This window comes from Bacillus sp. FSL R9-9492 (assembly GCF_038007365.1).
Taxonomy (GTDB): domain Bacteria; phylum Bacillota; class Bacilli; order Bacillales; family Bacillaceae_G; genus Bacillus_A; species Bacillus_A mycoides.
Genome location: NZ_JBBOXC010000003.1, coordinates 1 through 14,798, shown reverse-complemented (window position 1 = coordinate 14,798; position 14,798 = coordinate 1). Strand labels below are relative to the sequence as shown.

Sequence of the window (14,798 nt, the reverse complement as noted above, 5' to 3'; positions counted from 1 at the left end):
TGATGAGATAATAGAAACTGAATGGCTTCTACTATAGATGAATCCTGATTTGTTGATCGTAAAGGAAATACCTCTAAAATTTTAAATAGTGTAGAGCGATGACCTTTAAAGAATTTTTGTAAAATAAATAGTAATTATCCCCACTAAGTGCTAGATGATCTTCGCAATCTTGTAATATTTGATCTTCTGTATCTCCAAGTACTTGTTGGATAGCTTGTATACGTTCTTCAGGTATTCCTTCCGTTTGATAGGCCATAAGTACATGCTGTAAAGTGGCTACTAAAGAATCCGTTCGTTTTTGTGTCTGTTTTTTATAATCCTGTAAAAATTCACGTCCTTTTTTATGGATACTCATCATACGTTTTATCAGCATTTCACCAATATTATCTAGTATTCTTGATGTTTGTACAGAAACCAAAGAGATGGCTAACGCATATCTTTTCTTCTTTTCTACTTCTGACATACGATAAGCATCTAAGGTTTTAGCTTCAGCAGCCATTTGTTGTATTTTGGTTGAAGAAAAGCTTTCGAGAAGGTGAACAGGTATTTTTTGATGCATTAACCAATCTTAATGCATAATTAACTCTTTTAAATGAAATAAAGAGGCACGTTTGTCATCTTCTTTGAGACGATTCCACGGGCTATAAAAGGTGTCAGGTTCTGTTTGAAATAAACAGTCTATCTGTTGTAATTGTTGCTCTTGTAAGGATTCATATACTTGCTCATAAATTAAACGATACGATTTGTGTCTTATTTCATTAGCCGCTTCTTTAAAAGTGTTATAAACGGGTAATTCATATCTTTGATGTATTAATTCTTCAATAGCTGCATTAATTAAATCAGCTGGATCATCTTTGCTTCCAGCTACATTTTTCATTGTATCAAGCATGATTTGACGAGCATCATGATCGAATTGTTGAATTTTTAGATATTGTCTTATAAAGTGATAATGTCTTTTTATAGTACGTGTTTTACTGTATGCTTCCCATTCAGTTTCAATAGGGATAGGTAATTGAGCGGACTGAGCAATGTGTTTAATTATAATTGGAGGTATATCTGAAATACGTGTAAAAAAGCCAAGATTTTGTACAGTCTTTAGCAAAATTAGTAACGCTAGTTGCTGTAATGTTCCTTTTGTTTTCAAACTTGTCCATTCTATTTCACTTCTGGTTGGTGTATATACACTCCTTAAATCTTCCGTACTTAGATTATGTTTGATTCTTGGATATATCGTATCTTGAATACTAGGCATAACTAATCCCCCTAGAATATATATATATTTCAATATTCAACCATCTTAATTGTAAAATAAAAACCTATCCGCAGATAGGTTTTTTGGTTATATTTATCATATAAATTTGAATATTTTCCCAGAGTGGCCCCTCATACCTTGAATCGTTTCCGTACCCCTAAGAAGGGTATAGTTATATTTCATAAGGCATTTAGTCCTATTAGGGGTCACCATACATGCCCATCAACTTAAGAAATTAATTGTTCCCCAAACGAAAAAAGATGCCGAAAGGCACCCGGGTGAGACAAATCAAATATCTGAACAACATCGTGAAGCAGGATCATCATTTTATTAAGAAGCGTGTACGTTGTATGTTAGGATTTAAATCGTATCAAACAGCCATCGCTATATGGAGTGATATTGAAGCTATGCATATGATTAAAAATAGACAGATCCATTTAGAAAACCAATTTATAGAACTTAATATTTAATATTAAATATACATATAGGAAAGTGTTAATAATAATTGTATCAACAACTTCTATTATTCAAGGAAAAGAAATTATTGATTATGTAAATATTGTAAAAGGCGAAGCAATTATGGGTGCGAACATCGTCCATGATTTATTTGTCCCTGTTCGAAATGTTGTCGGTGGTCGTTCTGGATCATCCGAAAGGAAATTGAAGGAAGCACGTGATATTGCGATGAAAGAAATGAAACAGCTTGCAAAACAAAAAGGCGCAAATGCAATTGTTGGGATTGATGTAAACTATGAAGTGGTTCGTGACGGAATTCTAATGGTTGCTGTAAGTGGTACAGCTGTACATGTATAAAAATTATTAAATATACTCAACCAAGCATCTCAAATTTTCATGAGATGCTTTCCTGTTTTCATACCTTATGTGACTTTTTATTCTGTCACACCAGATTGGATAATTTTCACATCCGCGGTTACATGAAAACGTAAATGCTTATAGGAGTTTTCCCACTCTTTATCGTTCCACTTTTTTGTTTGAGTCCTACCAAATTTTCTAAGACCTATAGGATCTGTTCCTTTATTGATAAATCTTTTTATTAATTTAGTTGCCTTTTGCTCTATTTCATTTTCCATTATCTTTTCTAACTTTCGTATTTCTTTGGCATTATCCAAGTTTTTTGTTTTTGTCAATTCTTGAATTTCACCCGTCACTTGAATATGAGCATCTATGAATGGATTCCGGCTATTTCCCTTCATTTTGTATTTTGTTCCAGATTTAATATTTTCTATCGTGGCATAATTATCAGAAAAACCAGGAAGGCGGAACTGATACGTTCCACCTTGAAATTTATCGGTCAACACTTTGAATATAAACAAATCTTTAAATGAAAGCGTATCAACCATCCTATACCTTTTAAATAAGACCACACCAGTTAACGCTAATAAATTTCCTTTTTTTGAAATTAGAGGCAAATATGAATCTCTCGCATCATCATAAAGTTGATTTAAAAATAAATAAAAATTTGTTTTTGGTTGTACTCCATTCTTAACATTTTGCTCAATTAAGGAAGATAAATAAGTGGAAACTCCTTTTTCTTTAGAGTAATTCCCTTTTAAAAGTGCCTCTCCATTTTCATTTGCAATCGCTAAATAGATTGAATTTCCGATACTTGGGTTTCGGTTCATAGTTTCTAAAATTTCTTTCATTCCATTTTTAGCTAATTTTTTATCAAATATAATCACGCGTAATTGACCTAACTCTAGAGGTCCAGAAGATTTTCCCGATGCTCTTGCCAGAATTTCTTTACTACTCTTCCCCGATGCTGAATAAATTTTTGTTTGTCCACCGCCACTACTTGTATATGCCGAAATCGCAAACGTTCCTCTTATGTTATCTTCAGCCTCTAAATCATATGAAGCAACTTGAATTAAATCGATGTCATCAACAATTTTAGTTTTAGCACACCCTGTTAAGAGGACACTGAATATGAGAAAAAATACCCACTGTTTCATCTTTATCTGTTTCATCTTTATCTCCTTAATTTTATTCGAATGGTTTGGATAATCCATAATATGGGAAGGTACATATATATGTAAATAAAACCAGCTTGGCCTAGCTGAGTGTTTAACAAATTCAATTTATTACGATTATTCAAGAAAAATGTTAAAATAAAGACAAATAGCATTAGAAACAGCAAAACATATTTTTGTTTTATCCTAAATGTCTCTTTTAAGCCACGACTTACTCCCCATAATGTTATGGATATATTCGGTAATATAAAAAACGCCCAGACAGAGATTATAATGTACTCAAATCGCTCTATAAAAGGAAGCTGGATGATTTTGGTCATACTCAAGTATGCCCATATAGCATGAGAAAGTTGTTTTTCACTAAAAAATGTAAGTGATAAAATCATAAGGTATGTGTATATGATCGTCGTTACTAAATTCCCGTAGTGCGCATATCTCTGAGAGGTTCGCGCATTTTTAATAAAGGGATAATACATCAATAACGTTTCAAACCCTAGGTAGCTGAACATAGTTCCTTTCATTCCCTTAATAATTTCTTGAAATGAATGCTGCCACATTGGAAATAGGTTTCGAAAATCTGCGTATTGCAAAGGATAGAAAAATGTAAAAAACAGCATGCTTGGAATGATAATTCCAAAGAAGCCAATGCCTGCAACTACACGAAATCCTCCTGTTACAATGTAGTAACATAAAATCAAAAAAACCCCTGAAAGAATCCACGTAGGCATAGAAGGAAACATCCAAACATGTACTACCTCAATATAACTGTGTAATGTTGTTGCACCCAGCATTAAAAGATATGCTAGAAAAATGAGGTTGAATACTCCGCCAATCCATTTTCCAAAGACACTCTGATGGATTATGATGATGTCCCCATTACCTTGATTCAAAATTTGATATATAATCCAAATCATGAGGTTAACAGACAATCCAAAAAACAGGGTACTAATCCATGCATCGTTTCCTACTAACTTTGCACTAATTCTTTCAAAACCAAGCATACCGACTCCCATTTGCATAGTACAAATTAAAAAAAATACAACAAATGGGGAGACTTGATACTCAGTTGGAATGTTTTTCATAACGTTCCTCCATGTTAGATTCAATCATCAAAATCATTTCGTGATAAAATTTCATTTTTCTTTGCGTCTTCGGGATTAAAACGAATGCGCTGTTTGGTTCTTGAAAATAAAGGTCGCTCAAACATTGATGAGATTGGCATACGAATAATGCTGTCTTTCCAATCCACCAGTCTTGTAGGATAAAAAGGGAATAAATAAGGACGTTTTAACGATTTTGTACGTAATAAATGTGTTAGAAGAAAAGAACTTGCTATAACAATCCCTAGTAACCCTAGTAGTTGTGCTGCTACTATAAAAGGAAAGCGGATTACTCGAATTGTAATACCAATTCTATAAATTGGAGTTGTAAATGATGTTAGTGCTGAAAGAGCAACAATAATGATCAGCACGTTACTTGTAAGACTGGCTTCTACTGATGCTTGTCCAATTACAATACCACCTACTATACCTACGGTTAATCCCACTTTAGTTGGTAAGCGCGCCCCTGCTTCTCTCAGTAATTCAATAGTTATTTCTAAAAAAAATGCTTCGATTACCGGAGGGAAAGGTATCTTACTTCTAGAAATCACCAATGTTTCAAGAAGTTCTTTCGGAATAAGCTCGTAATGATATGTTAATATCGCAACATATAAGGGAGTAGTTAGAACAGAGAATATAAAAGCAAAAATTCTTAACAGCCGAAAGAAAGAAGCTATAACCCAAGGCATGGTATAGTCTTCTGTTGTAGAAAAAAATTCAATCAATGTCGTAGGGAGTGTGATTGCAAACGGTGAGCCATCTACAAATAGTGCAACCTTTCCTTCTGCCAAAACAGCAGCTACACGATCTGGACGCTCTGTATTAAGAAAGTGTGGAAAAATAGAATTTGGATTATCTACAAGTAGTCGGGCTAAGTAAGTACTATCAAGAATGTGGTCTATTTTAACTTTACTTACCCGTTTTATGATTTCCTCTACATTTTGATTGTTTGCGATTCCTTCAATAAATACTACCGCCACAGAGGTATTAGAAAGATCTCCTACTCTCAATGCTTCTACTTGGAGAAATGGCGTTGGAAGCCTTCTGCGCAGCAAATTCAAATTTGTATCCAGATCTTCAACAAATGCGATTTGTGGGCCTACAATATTATATTCAATTTCAGCTTTTGAAATATCCCTGCCTTCTTTTTTTGATATATTTATTAACAAACCACTTGATACATCTTTATCTATTTGAATTAGTATATACCCGTCTAAAATATCATTCTGAATGTCTTCTATTTGTTTTGTTACTTTTGAAACTCCAATTGGTAAAGCAGCTTGAATATCTTGTAGTGAATCGAAAGGTTTTTCTTTTATGTACGGTAAAACATCTTCTTGTAACATATTTACATCAATCAATGTCCGAAAATATGAGACCACTACCGGAGAATTATCTGAATGGATTTTTAATTCAGTGAAATCTCCAGATTTCTTTAGCAATTGAATAAGGTCATGCAAAGATTTTATAGGATAACAGGGGATTTTTTCATGCTGTTTCAATTGACAATACCCTTCCCTTCAGAAATAAACTATATAATACATTCGAAAATTTATATTTTAAACTTTAGGAACAGTAACATATAAATATACTCATTGAAATTGCTATGTCCCCTCTAGAAATAACTTAACCCAAAACGATTAGAAAAATGTATATAAAGGAAAAAGTATAAGGAGGGGTCTCTGTTTATTGCAAAATAAAAATACAGAATGTTGCAGAATTTTTATTCATCGATATACAACGCGGCTTTATTTGGAGAGGTAGGCGTGATAGACTTGTTCGAATTCTGCCAATCTTTTTGATAGCTGGGTTCTTGGCAGGAAAACCATGCCTGTAGAGCCTCCAAGTCAAGCCATCCCTGATTAAACACCAATGAATATTTAATCAAAAATTCGGATTTAATATACTGCGCAACTCTGCATTTTTTTCGCTGCAAAAACCATGTCTCGCCACATCACCATCAAGTTAAGATTAAATTTGTATCCATATAGCGAAAAAATCGCTATTCTTTTTGTAGAAATATGCAGAAAGGATGGCATTTTTTATGAGTCTTTCGATTCAAGGTGAACTCCAATTATTTACTGAGGAATTATATCAATATTTTACTCCTTCATTTTTAGAAGAGCTTGCTAGAGAATTAAATTTTGTTCAACGAAAGCGTAAGTTTTCAGGATATGACTTAGCCACTATCTGTGTTTGGGTGAGTCAACGGATAGCGAGTGATTCTTTAGTTAGACTGTGTAGTCAACTGTATGCAGCTACAGGAACTCTTATTAGTCCAGAAGGACTAAATAAACGGTTCAATAAAAAAGCTGTTTGCTTTTTAAAACATGTTTTCTCTGCAGTATTAAAAAATAAAGTTTGTGAAACCTCAGTGATTCCAAGTTCTTCACTAACCCATTTTCAACGGATTCGCATTTTAGATGCAACGATTTTTCAAGTACCAGAACACTTAGCTAGCGTGTATCCTGGTTCGGGTGGTTGTGCACAAACAGCAGGTATAAAGATTCAATTAGAATATGATTTACATAGTGGACAGTTTTTAAATTTTCAAGTTGAACCGGGGAAGAATAATGATAAAAACTTTGGAACAGAATGTTTAGCGACATTACGACCTGGCGACCTATGCATTCGAGATTTAGGTTATTATTCACTGAAGGATTTAGATCAAATGGACCAACGTGGGGTATATTATATATCGCGGCTTAAATTGAATAATATGGTGTATATCAAAAATAAGTTTCCTGAATACTTTCGAAATGGGACAGTAAAAAAACAGTCTCAGTACATCAAACTTGATTTAGAAAACATTATGAATACCTTAAAACCAGGACAAGTCTATGAAATAACAGATGCTTATATTGGAAAGGATAAAAAACTATTTACACGCGTTATTATATATCGATTAACTGAAAAGCAACTTCGAGAACGTAAGGAAAAACAGGTGTATACGGAAAGTAAAAAGGGTATTACGTACTCAGAGAGAAGCAAACGATTAGCTGGTATGAACATTTATGTTACCAATATACCTTTGGAATGGGTTCCGATGGAACAAATACATGATTTTTATTCCCTCCGCTGGCAGATTGAAATTATCTTTAAAACTTGGAAATCCTTATTTCAAATTCATGATTGGCACAATATCAAACGAGAGCGATTAGAATGCCACATTTATCATTTTAGCCAAGAAGACTCCTTCCTCAAGGAACGCGAAGTGAGTAGGTGAGAGATGAATTGGCTTCGGACAAGGGATGGCAGGAAGCCATCTTAATTGTTCGACATACATAAAGTGTTACTTCATTCACTACCTATCGAATGTATGTTTGTTGTATAATAAACGCATATCGAAATGGAGGTGAAACGAATGATAATCAATAAAGCATATAAATTTCGTATCTATCCAAATAAAGCACAAGCGACCCTAATCAATAAAACGATTGGTTGTTCTCGTTTTGTATTCAATCATTTCCTATCTCTATGGGATAATGTATACAAAGAAACAGGAAAAGGTTTAACATATGGTACATGCTCTGCCAAACTTCCTGCCATGAAGAAAGAGTTTGTTTGGCTAAAAGAAGTGGATAGTATCGCTATTCAGTCGTCTGTTCGCAATCTTGCGGATGCTTATACACGCTTTTTCAAAAAACAAAACAGTGCCCCGCGTTTTAAATCTAAGAAGAATAATGTACAATCTTACACCACAAAACAAACAAATGAAAACATTGCCGTCGTAGGAAACAAAATTAAACTACCAAAACTAGGTCTTGTTCGATTTGCCAAAAGCCGTGAAGTAAATGGCCGTATTTTAAATGCTACAGTTAGACGGAACCCTTCTGGTAAATACTTTGTGTCGTTATTAGTTGAAACAGAAGTGCAAGAACTTCCGAAAACACATTCTTACATTGGAGTGGATGTAGGGCTAAAAGATTTCGCCATTTTGTCAGATGGAACAATCTATAAAAATCCGAAGTTTTTTCGATCGTTAGAAGAGAAGTTGGCGAAAGCACAGCGTGTTCTTTCTAGAAGAATGAAAGGTTCTTCTCGCTGGAATAAACAGCGAGTAAAGGTAGCTAGAATTCATGAATACATGACAAATGCTAGAAAAGATTACTTGGACAAAATCTCAACTGAAATCATCAAAAACCACGATGTTATCGGTATAGAGGATTTGCAAGTATCGAATATGTTAAAAAATCATAAGTTAGCAAAAGCAATTAGTGAGGTATCATGGTCACAGTTTCGAACCATGTTGGAATATAAAGCAAAATGGTTCGGTAAACAAATCATTGTCGTATCGAAAACATTTGCTTCAAGCCAATTATGTTCTTGTTGTGGATATCGAAACAAAGACGTTAAAAATCTAAACCTACGTAAATGGGACTGCCCTTCTTGTCGTACACATCATGATAGGGATATTAACGCAAGTATCAATCTAAAGAATGAAGCGATAAGGCTTCTAACCGCAAGGACTGTGGAGCTAGCCTAATAAATTAGAGTTCGATAGAACTCTTTACTTAGGAATCCCCCTCTTCTAAACGAAGTGAAAGTGGGGGTGGTTCAAGGAAAACTCATCGCTATTTTTCTATGTTCTTCTACTATGTTTAAGATGCGACAATTAATTTTACAAAAGAAGAAAAGAGAATTAAGCGAATATAAAGCCATTGGAATGATTCAAGACCATCTATACATTCTGTATCAAGCTATACAGCAAAACACCCAAGAAATAACAAAGATTTTAATCCGCCTGTTCCATCTTCTACAGAAGAATGGACGGAAATCTCATAGATATGAGAAGAAGACTGTCTTTGATATTATGGGTGTTGTCTATGAGTATAATAGATTGAGAAAACAAAAGAAAATTGCATAATTAAAAAAGTGAAATCCGTTAGGGTTTATTTGGTATGCGCATTTGTAAGAATATACTTTTATTTTAAGAATGTTTTAACCCAGCTGAACGAAAGTTCAGTTTGTTTACTCTCTTAAGTTGATGGACATGTATGGTGATTCCAACTAGGTGATTATATCTATGAGATTCAAGATAAAACTCTCTCAAAATTACAATAAAAGGAGCTAGTCTATGAATAAATATTATATAATTGCTATCTTAAGTATTGTACTTTCTATTGTATTATTTATATTAAATTTTTATCAGACTAAAATAGGAGGAGTAATATTTGCTTTAAGTATAGGAGCAAGTATTAAATTTCTAGCTGATGGGGTATTGAATGAAAGTAAACACAAAAAACACAACTGATTTTGAAGTAAACCGAAGAGTAATTAAAAGTTAGCTTAATATATATTGAACTCAACAATATGTATTATTGCATTAGAATTTGTTATTAACTCAGATTAAAATTAAAAAACTGCTTATGGTTTTCATATTATATTGGAAATCTAACTTCTTTTCTTTATTTTTATAATTTAGTTGTCTGACGCTTGATAATCATAAATCTTTTCACGAATAGCGGATGCAATAAATTCTTCAATAGAACTGTTCGTTTCTTTTACAATGTTTGTGATTGCATGGTATTCACTGCTTGTTATCGTTACTGCCTTAGTAACACTACTGCTATCTAAATACACGCTATTATTAACACGTCTTGTTAATTTTCCTTCTATTATATATGGGGTTAAACAATCAATCCATTCCACCTGCATTTGCATTGGTAATTGAATAATGGATTGACGTACATCAAAGTACCAAAAACCATCTTCCTCAGAAACCTTAATATTTCTTGGTGATGCATACTGTAGTACTAAGTCAATTAAGTGAAAAATGTTACTTCGCAATTGATTTGATTTAGGAAAACGAAACTTTACAAATTTTTGGTGATGACTTCTTGGTTTATCGGATAAAATATATGCAGGCTTATACCCCATTTTAATTGAATCTTCTAGTGTCATATTGTTTCCAAACTCATCAATAAGCACAATATCCCCGCGCTTCGGAATGGATATAATGCGTGCTAATTTATTACCTTCCATAAATTTTTGGAACAATACTACATTATATTTTTGTGAGAATGTATACAGCGTATTGGCCTGATCCAATTGCTGTACCAATCTGTGTATTTCTTCCTCATTTACAAATTTAGTCTCACGGTTACGATGTTTCTGTATAGTACAAGTCAATTCTCCTTCTTCTATCCACTTTTCAAGTTGATACATGCTCACATTATAATCTTTTGCTGCCTGATATAAGGTAATTCCTTCTGTTTCACGATCTTCTTTGAGCTTTTCTATGTCTTCTCGCTTAAATAAAAAGCTACCATCTAAACGCCAGGTCTCTCGATTAATGGGATTTAATTGTCCTTGTTTCATAAGAGTACTAAAAATGAAGCTACTAATTCCTAAATAAGCTTTTACTTCATTCGTATTCATATTTATTTCCTGTCTTTCAAACATACCTATTCCTCCTATGTGTAAACTTCTGTTATGTGAAATCAATAATTTTATTATGTAAAGTTAAATTGATAAAAATATATAATGTAAATTAATTATAACACAATCATAACGTAATTTATTTTTAAAAATATATGAAGTTAAAATTCACTTTCTAACTAAATTATCTTTTATATAATTAGAAAATATATAAAAGATAATTTTTAAAAAAAATTAGATAACAACCATAGAAAATAGAACATTTTCTATACTTATTCATTAGTTTCATTTTTATAAAATTTAATCTTACTATGTAAATAACTTTTAATGTAATTCAGTTATAATAATAGATATAAAAGGAATTAATATGGAGTTGATTAATAATGAAATTTAAATTGAATACAATTCATAGTGAAAATTATTTAGAAAATATAGAGAAACAAAAACAAAATTTCTCAAACATAATTGCGATATGGAATCAAGGTTATATAAATGAAGCTGAATTTAAAAAGGAAAATAACGAAAGAGAAGATTCATATACATATGAGGGATTTTCAGATGAAGAAATATTGTATTACTATTTAAATCGGCAAACACATTTTGACCAAGAAAAACGTATAAAGGATGCATCCAGGACTCTATATGCACGTGATTTAAGCCAGTTCTATTTTTTCATCAAACAAAGTACAGAATTTCTGCAGCAAGATGTAAAGGACTATAAAGTTGGCCAAGTCTGGAGGAATCTAAGGAAGCGCCATATCCGTAACTATCAAAAATGGTTATCCCAGGACGCCATATCCTATCAATCAAAAGAAAAATACAAGGCATCTACGATTAGTCGGAAACTTGGTGTAATCCGTTCTTATTTGAAATGGCTATACGAAATCCAATATATCCAGGAGCCTCTTCATGTAGAAATTCTAAGCACGGCGGTGAATAAACAACATAAACCAAAGCGTGAGTTATCATATGAGGAAGTGAAGCAGCTGCTAAACTACTACAAGGATAATGAAATTAACTATGCTTTATTATCAGTCCTGGCTACTACGGGATTACGTGTTGCAGAAGTCGCTCATGCCAAATGGGAAGATCTTGAGTATGACGCTATACGTGGACGTTACTATTTAATAGTTGATACAAAGGGAGATAATGAACGGATTGTTTCTATTAATAAAGAGATTTTTAATCGTATTGTTGCGTTTCGAATCCGGAGACGATTACCTGTGGACATTGGAAATAAAAATGGAAAGACTATATTTCAAACAAAGAATCATACCGCTTATAGAGAAAATTATTTATCACAATATATTTCTAAAATCATTAAGGATACAAAGTTATCCTTTACGGAGAATATACGAATCACTCCCCATTTCTTTAGACATTTTTATGTGCAGTACTTATACGACTACAAGGGACTAGCACCTCATGTCATAGCAGCTGCAGTAGGTCATAAAAATGACCGGACAACAAAAGAAAACTACCTAAAACAAAGATTAACGAAAGATAACGATGCAGGAAATTTAATTATGAATGATGAATTTTAATGTACAATTAATACATAATAAATTCAATAAAGGACAAGATGAAACCAATATCCTGTTTCGCATGGCCCGTTTGAATTGTTTTCCTTTAAAATATCTCATGCCTGATTCTCCTAGATCCTGTTTTCTAGAGTGCAGTTTGGGGTACAGCCGAGATACGTGTAAAAATAAGTTATAGGCTTACTTACGCGATCCTTTTTTAACGATAAAATTCTATATGTCACATGTATTATTCTTTGTTACCTTTTGTTACCTTTTGTTACCTTTTGTTACCTTTTGTTACCTTCGGATAAGGTAACTATATGTTAAAATGTTAAAGTATTCACATCCAACCTATGTAAAGGGTTACCACTAGAGAGTCCCTATTCCCCTAGGGACTCTTTACATTTTAATTACGAAACAAGCCTAACTTCAAAAAACTTCCCTTTCTTTTATCTAACTTGTATCCCGCTTCCTCAACCAATTCATGTGTGCCAGCAAACAACAATACTTTTCCAATTGGTAAGATTGCATTCAAATGTTCTTTCGTGATTTCTTCAAGTTCATCATTCTCATAGCTATTGACCCCACTTGTACATCCAGACACCATAAGTATATATTGTTGTTCTTTTGTATTCTCGATTACCTCCATATCCCAGCAAAAACTCACAAAATCTAATTGTTTTTCGAAATCCGGCAATCCAGATACTACTTTTCTAATTAACTTTTTAATCCCCTTTTCTGTTTCAGTCCCTTGTTTGACTGTAAAAATTCTTGTTAGCAGTATATCCACCCTTTCGACTTAATATTTAGAGAGACATTGGTCCAGCAATCTTTTTCAATTCTTCTGGGTATTTCATCCCTAATACCGTCAACCCTATTAAAACTAGGATTATTGAAACTACGAATAACTTCGGTTTCCCTCTCACAAGAGCAAAGAACCCTACACAAAACAAAATCAACACACAAATCTTAGTTTCAATTAAGTTCATTCAATAGCCACTCCCTTCACGATTTTTCCACAACAATGTTACCTTTTCTACACCTACAGACTTATATATAAACTAGCATAGAAAGTCCGATGGGGAGAGGATTTCAAATTTAACACTCATTCCGAGCCCCCTTATCTTGTTGTAAGGGGGCTCACTCTATTCAAATACGGATTTTATTTAGTTTCCATTAACCTTTTTATCCCCTTTGAATATAGTATTATCATCCAAGTGAATACACAGTTGCTCTGGTACAAAGAATCCGTTTATAACCAGCGGGTTCTTTTATTTTTTCTGCATATAAAACTATTTTGTAGAGTTTAACTAATCCCATGCTTTCTGTTAAACTCTAAGTCTTCGTTATACTTGTCCACCATTTTTTGTTGCGTTTCCAATAATTCATCATAATGTTTCTCTAACCATTCCGCTTGTTCATTGGCTCTCCCTAAATAAGATATAAATATATAATCCATATTTAGTTGTGGTCCCCATTTTTGCACTCCCATTGGTATCCATAATGGTTCTTTTAAATTATCCTCCCCCTTACATGTATAATTTCTTTGCGATAATGTTATCTTTTCTTAACATACAGAGTTATATATACATGCTAAACTATTATAGAAGCTCTGATGGGTTGGAGTTTTCAAATCCGATATTTATCCGTTTCTATCTTAGCCCCCTTATCTTGTTGTAAGGGGGTTAGCTCTATTCAAATCATGATTTTATTTAAAATTGGTATTTTCTGTCTTATTCCCCTTTTTCGGGGGATAGGCAAAGAAATCTATTGTGCATTTGCTTATTCATAATGGATTATCCTTACAAGAACTTGTAGGTTTACAGATAAAGTAGGGGTACAGCCGAGATATGTGTTGCGAAGTTGGGAAAAATATATAGAGGTCTACAGATTAGAAATAGGCTTTAAGCAATCGCTATTAATTGCTGTAGTTCTTTGTACATTGAAAAGACGATTTGATTATCGCACCTAAAAACTATGCAAGTAGTCAATTGTGTTCTTGCTGTGTCTATAAAAACCTAGAAGTAAAAAATCTAAATCTTCGTGAATGGACTTATCCAGAATGTAATAGCCATCATGATAGGATGTAAACGCAAGTATCAACTTGCTAAAACTGGCCATGTAATTGGCATTGGCCATAGGGGCAGGGACTGCCCTTATAGCTTGGTAAATATAGATAACTAATATATATCAAACAGTCCACAAGGACGTTAAGTGGCCGGTAGTTTACCAACGTTAGAATACGCATGCAACACAATTGAAAACATAGTAAAATTAGCCAGCAAAAACTCTTAACATGTTTTTCAAAATACGAGGATGCCTTAATATAATACTTGTAATAAAAAACTACTATTCTCCGTGTTTCTCAGAAAATATCGCTCTTGCTAGTGAATTCATTGCCTCCCCTTTGTTTTATCCTTGCTGGTACTTTTCTACGAAACTATTACACGTTATCACAAGGGGATTCTCAAATAGCTCACCCCCTGCGATAACGTGTTCATTCATATCACTAAATGATTAATATCCCCAAATGTCTACTTCAGCTGCTGAAGCA

Annotated in this window: 14 protein-coding genes and 3 pseudogenes; 8 read left to right on the top strand and 9 right to left on the bottom strand. The window is 33.3% G+C overall.

Going from position 1 to position 14,798, the window contains the following annotated elements:
- Positions 1–73: 73 nt before the first annotated feature.
- Together MKY70_RS29880 and MKY70_RS29875 are read right to left on the bottom strand one after the other, a co-directional pair.
- Positions 74–559, bottom strand: a complete 486-nt coding sequence (locus MKY70_RS29880; RefSeq protein ID WP_341026804.1) for a hypothetical protein — start codon at positions 557–559, stop codon at positions 74–76.
- Between the two features lie 9 nt (positions 560–568).
- Entirely contained in the window at positions 569–1,252 is a 684-nt protein-coding gene (locus MKY70_RS29875) for a DUF4158 domain-containing protein (protein ID WP_340804944.1), read from the bottom strand.
- A gap of 248 nt (positions 1,253–1,500) precedes the next feature.
- On the opposite strand from MKY70_RS29875, the pseudogene MKY70_RS29870 reads away from it, so the two are divergent.
- Both MKY70_RS29870 and MKY70_RS29865 read left to right on the top strand, forming a co-directional pair.
- A pseudogene (locus MKY70_RS29870) lies at positions 1,501–1,722 on the top strand (DDE-type integrase/transposase/recombinase); the annotation flags it as partial.
- A gap of 31 nt (positions 1,723–1,753) precedes the next feature.
- A complete protein-coding gene (locus MKY70_RS29865; protein WP_340805059.1) occupies positions 1,754–2,065 on the top strand; it encodes a heavy metal-binding domain-containing protein in 312 nt (103 codons plus the stop codon).
- 77 nt (positions 2,066–2,142) lie between these two features.
- Here MKY70_RS29865 and MKY70_RS29860 read toward each other — a convergent pair whose 3' ends face one another.
- From MKY70_RS29860 to MKY70_RS29850, 3 genes are read right to left on the bottom strand one after another with little or no spacing between them, the layout of a single operon-like run.
- A complete protein-coding gene (locus MKY70_RS29860) occupies positions 2,143–3,222 on the bottom strand; it encodes a Ger(x)C family spore germination protein (RefSeq protein ID WP_340805056.1) in 1,080 nt (359 codons plus the stop codon).
- Positions 3,223–3,239: 17 nt separating this feature from the next.
- Positions 3,240–4,322 (bottom strand): GerAB/ArcD/ProY family transporter, encoded by a 1,083-nt coding sequence (locus MKY70_RS29855; RefSeq protein WP_340804942.1) that lies wholly within the window; start codon positions 4,320–4,322, stop codon positions 3,240–3,242.
- A 20-nt stretch (positions 4,323–4,342) separates the two neighbouring features.
- On the bottom strand, positions 4,343–5,842 hold the full coding sequence (locus MKY70_RS29850) for a spore germination protein (protein WP_340804940.1): 1,500 nt from the start codon (positions 5,840–5,842) through the stop codon (positions 4,343–4,345).
- 542 nt (positions 5,843–6,384) lie between these two features.
- Here MKY70_RS29850 and MKY70_RS29845 point away from each other — a divergent pair.
- The 4 genes and pseudogenes from MKY70_RS29845 to MKY70_RS29830 form a co-directional block, all read left to right on the top strand.
- A pseudogene (locus MKY70_RS29845) lies at positions 6,385–7,515 on the top strand (IS4 family transposase); the annotation flags it as partial.
- Between the two features lie 189 nt (positions 7,516–7,704).
- Entirely contained in the window at positions 7,705–8,826 is a 1,122-nt protein-coding gene (gene tnpB / locus MKY70_RS29840) for an IS200/IS605 family element RNA-guided endonuclease TnpB (RefSeq protein ID WP_340804938.1), read from the top strand.
- A 69-nt stretch (positions 8,827–8,895) separates the two neighbouring features.
- A pseudogene (locus tag MKY70_RS29835) lies at positions 8,896–9,207 on the top strand (IS4 family transposase); the annotation flags it as partial.
- Between the two features lie 210 nt (positions 9,208–9,417).
- Positions 9,418–9,594, top strand: coding sequence for a hypothetical protein (locus MKY70_RS29830; RefSeq protein WP_340804936.1), 177 nt, complete (start codon positions 9,418–9,420; stop codon positions 9,592–9,594).
- A gap of 167 nt (positions 9,595–9,761) precedes the next feature.
- Here MKY70_RS29830 and MKY70_RS29825 read toward each other — a convergent pair whose 3' ends face one another.
- Positions 9,762–10,745, bottom strand: coding sequence for a DNA-binding protein (locus MKY70_RS29825; RefSeq protein ID WP_340804933.1), 984 nt, complete (start codon positions 10,743–10,745; stop codon positions 9,762–9,764).
- Positions 10,746–11,104: 359 nt separating this feature from the next.
- Here MKY70_RS29825 and MKY70_RS29820 point away from each other — a divergent pair, with 359 nt between their 5' ends.
- The gene (locus MKY70_RS29820; protein WP_341026801.1) at positions 11,105–12,265 is read left to right on the top strand and encodes a tyrosine-type recombinase/integrase; all 1,161 of its coding nucleotides are present in this window, start codon (positions 11,105–11,107) and stop codon (positions 12,263–12,265) included.
- A 385-nt stretch (positions 12,266–12,650) separates the two neighbouring features.
- Here the strand turns inward: MKY70_RS29820 and MKY70_RS29815 are convergent, their stop codons facing one another.
- The 3 genes from MKY70_RS29815 to MKY70_RS29805 form a co-directional block, all read right to left on the bottom strand.
- Entirely contained in the window at positions 12,651–13,034 is a 384-nt protein-coding gene (locus MKY70_RS29815) for a hypothetical protein (protein ID WP_341074726.1), read from the bottom strand.
- 16 nt (positions 13,035–13,050) lie between these two features.
- Positions 13,051–13,233 (bottom strand): hypothetical protein, encoded by a 183-nt coding sequence (locus MKY70_RS29810; RefSeq protein ID WP_341026798.1) that lies wholly within the window; start codon positions 13,231–13,233, stop codon positions 13,051–13,053.
- A gap of 317 nt (positions 13,234–13,550) precedes the next feature.
- Positions 13,551–13,736, bottom strand: coding sequence for a hypothetical protein (locus tag MKY70_RS29805; RefSeq protein ID WP_341074724.1), 186 nt, complete (start codon positions 13,734–13,736; stop codon positions 13,551–13,553).
- A 463-nt stretch (positions 13,737–14,199) separates the two neighbouring features.
- On the opposite strand from MKY70_RS29805, the gene MKY70_RS29800 reads away from it, so the two are divergent.
- Positions 14,200–14,334, top strand: coding sequence for a zinc ribbon domain-containing protein (locus MKY70_RS29800; protein ID WP_445662083.1), 135 nt, complete (start codon positions 14,200–14,202; stop codon positions 14,332–14,334).
- Positions 14,335–14,798: the final 464 nt, after the last annotated feature.

Excerpts from the sequence above, each read along its gene's own strand:
- MKY70_RS29880 (WP_341026804.1), bottom strand. The coding sequence starts at position 559 with ATGCATCAAAAAATACCTGTTCACCTTCTCGAAAGCTTTTCTTCAACC.
- MKY70_RS29875 (WP_340804944.1), bottom strand. The coding sequence starts at position 1,252 with ATGCCTAGTATTCAAGATACGATATATCCAAGAATCAAACATAATCTA.
- MKY70_RS29860 (WP_340805056.1), bottom strand. The coding sequence starts at position 3,222 with ATGAAACAGTGGGTATTTTTTCTCATATTCAGTGTCCTCTTAACAGGG.
- MKY70_RS29855 (WP_340804942.1), bottom strand. The coding sequence starts at position 4,322 with ATGAAAAACATTCCAACTGAGTATCAAGTCTCCCCATTTGTTGTATTT.
- tnpB (WP_340804938.1), top strand. The coding sequence starts at position 7,705 with ATGATAATCAATAAAGCATATAAATTTCGTATCTATCCAAATAAAGCA.
- MKY70_RS29830 (WP_340804936.1), top strand. The coding sequence starts at position 9,418 with ATGAATAAATATTATATAATTGCTATCTTAAGTATTGTACTTTCTATT.
- MKY70_RS29825 (WP_340804933.1), bottom strand. The coding sequence starts at position 10,745 with ATGTTTGAAAGACAGGAAATAAATATGAATACGAATGAAGTAAAAGCT.
- MKY70_RS29820 (WP_341026801.1), top strand. The coding sequence starts at position 11,105 with ATGAAATTTAAATTGAATACAATTCATAGTGAAAATTATTTAGAAAAT.
- MKY70_RS29810 (WP_341026798.1), bottom strand. The coding sequence starts at position 13,233 with ATGAACTTAATTGAAACTAAGATTTGTGTGTTGATTTTGTTTTGTGTA.
- MKY70_RS29805 (WP_341074724.1), bottom strand. The coding sequence starts at position 13,736 with ATGGGAGTGCAAAAATGGGGACCACAACTAAATATGGATTATATATTT.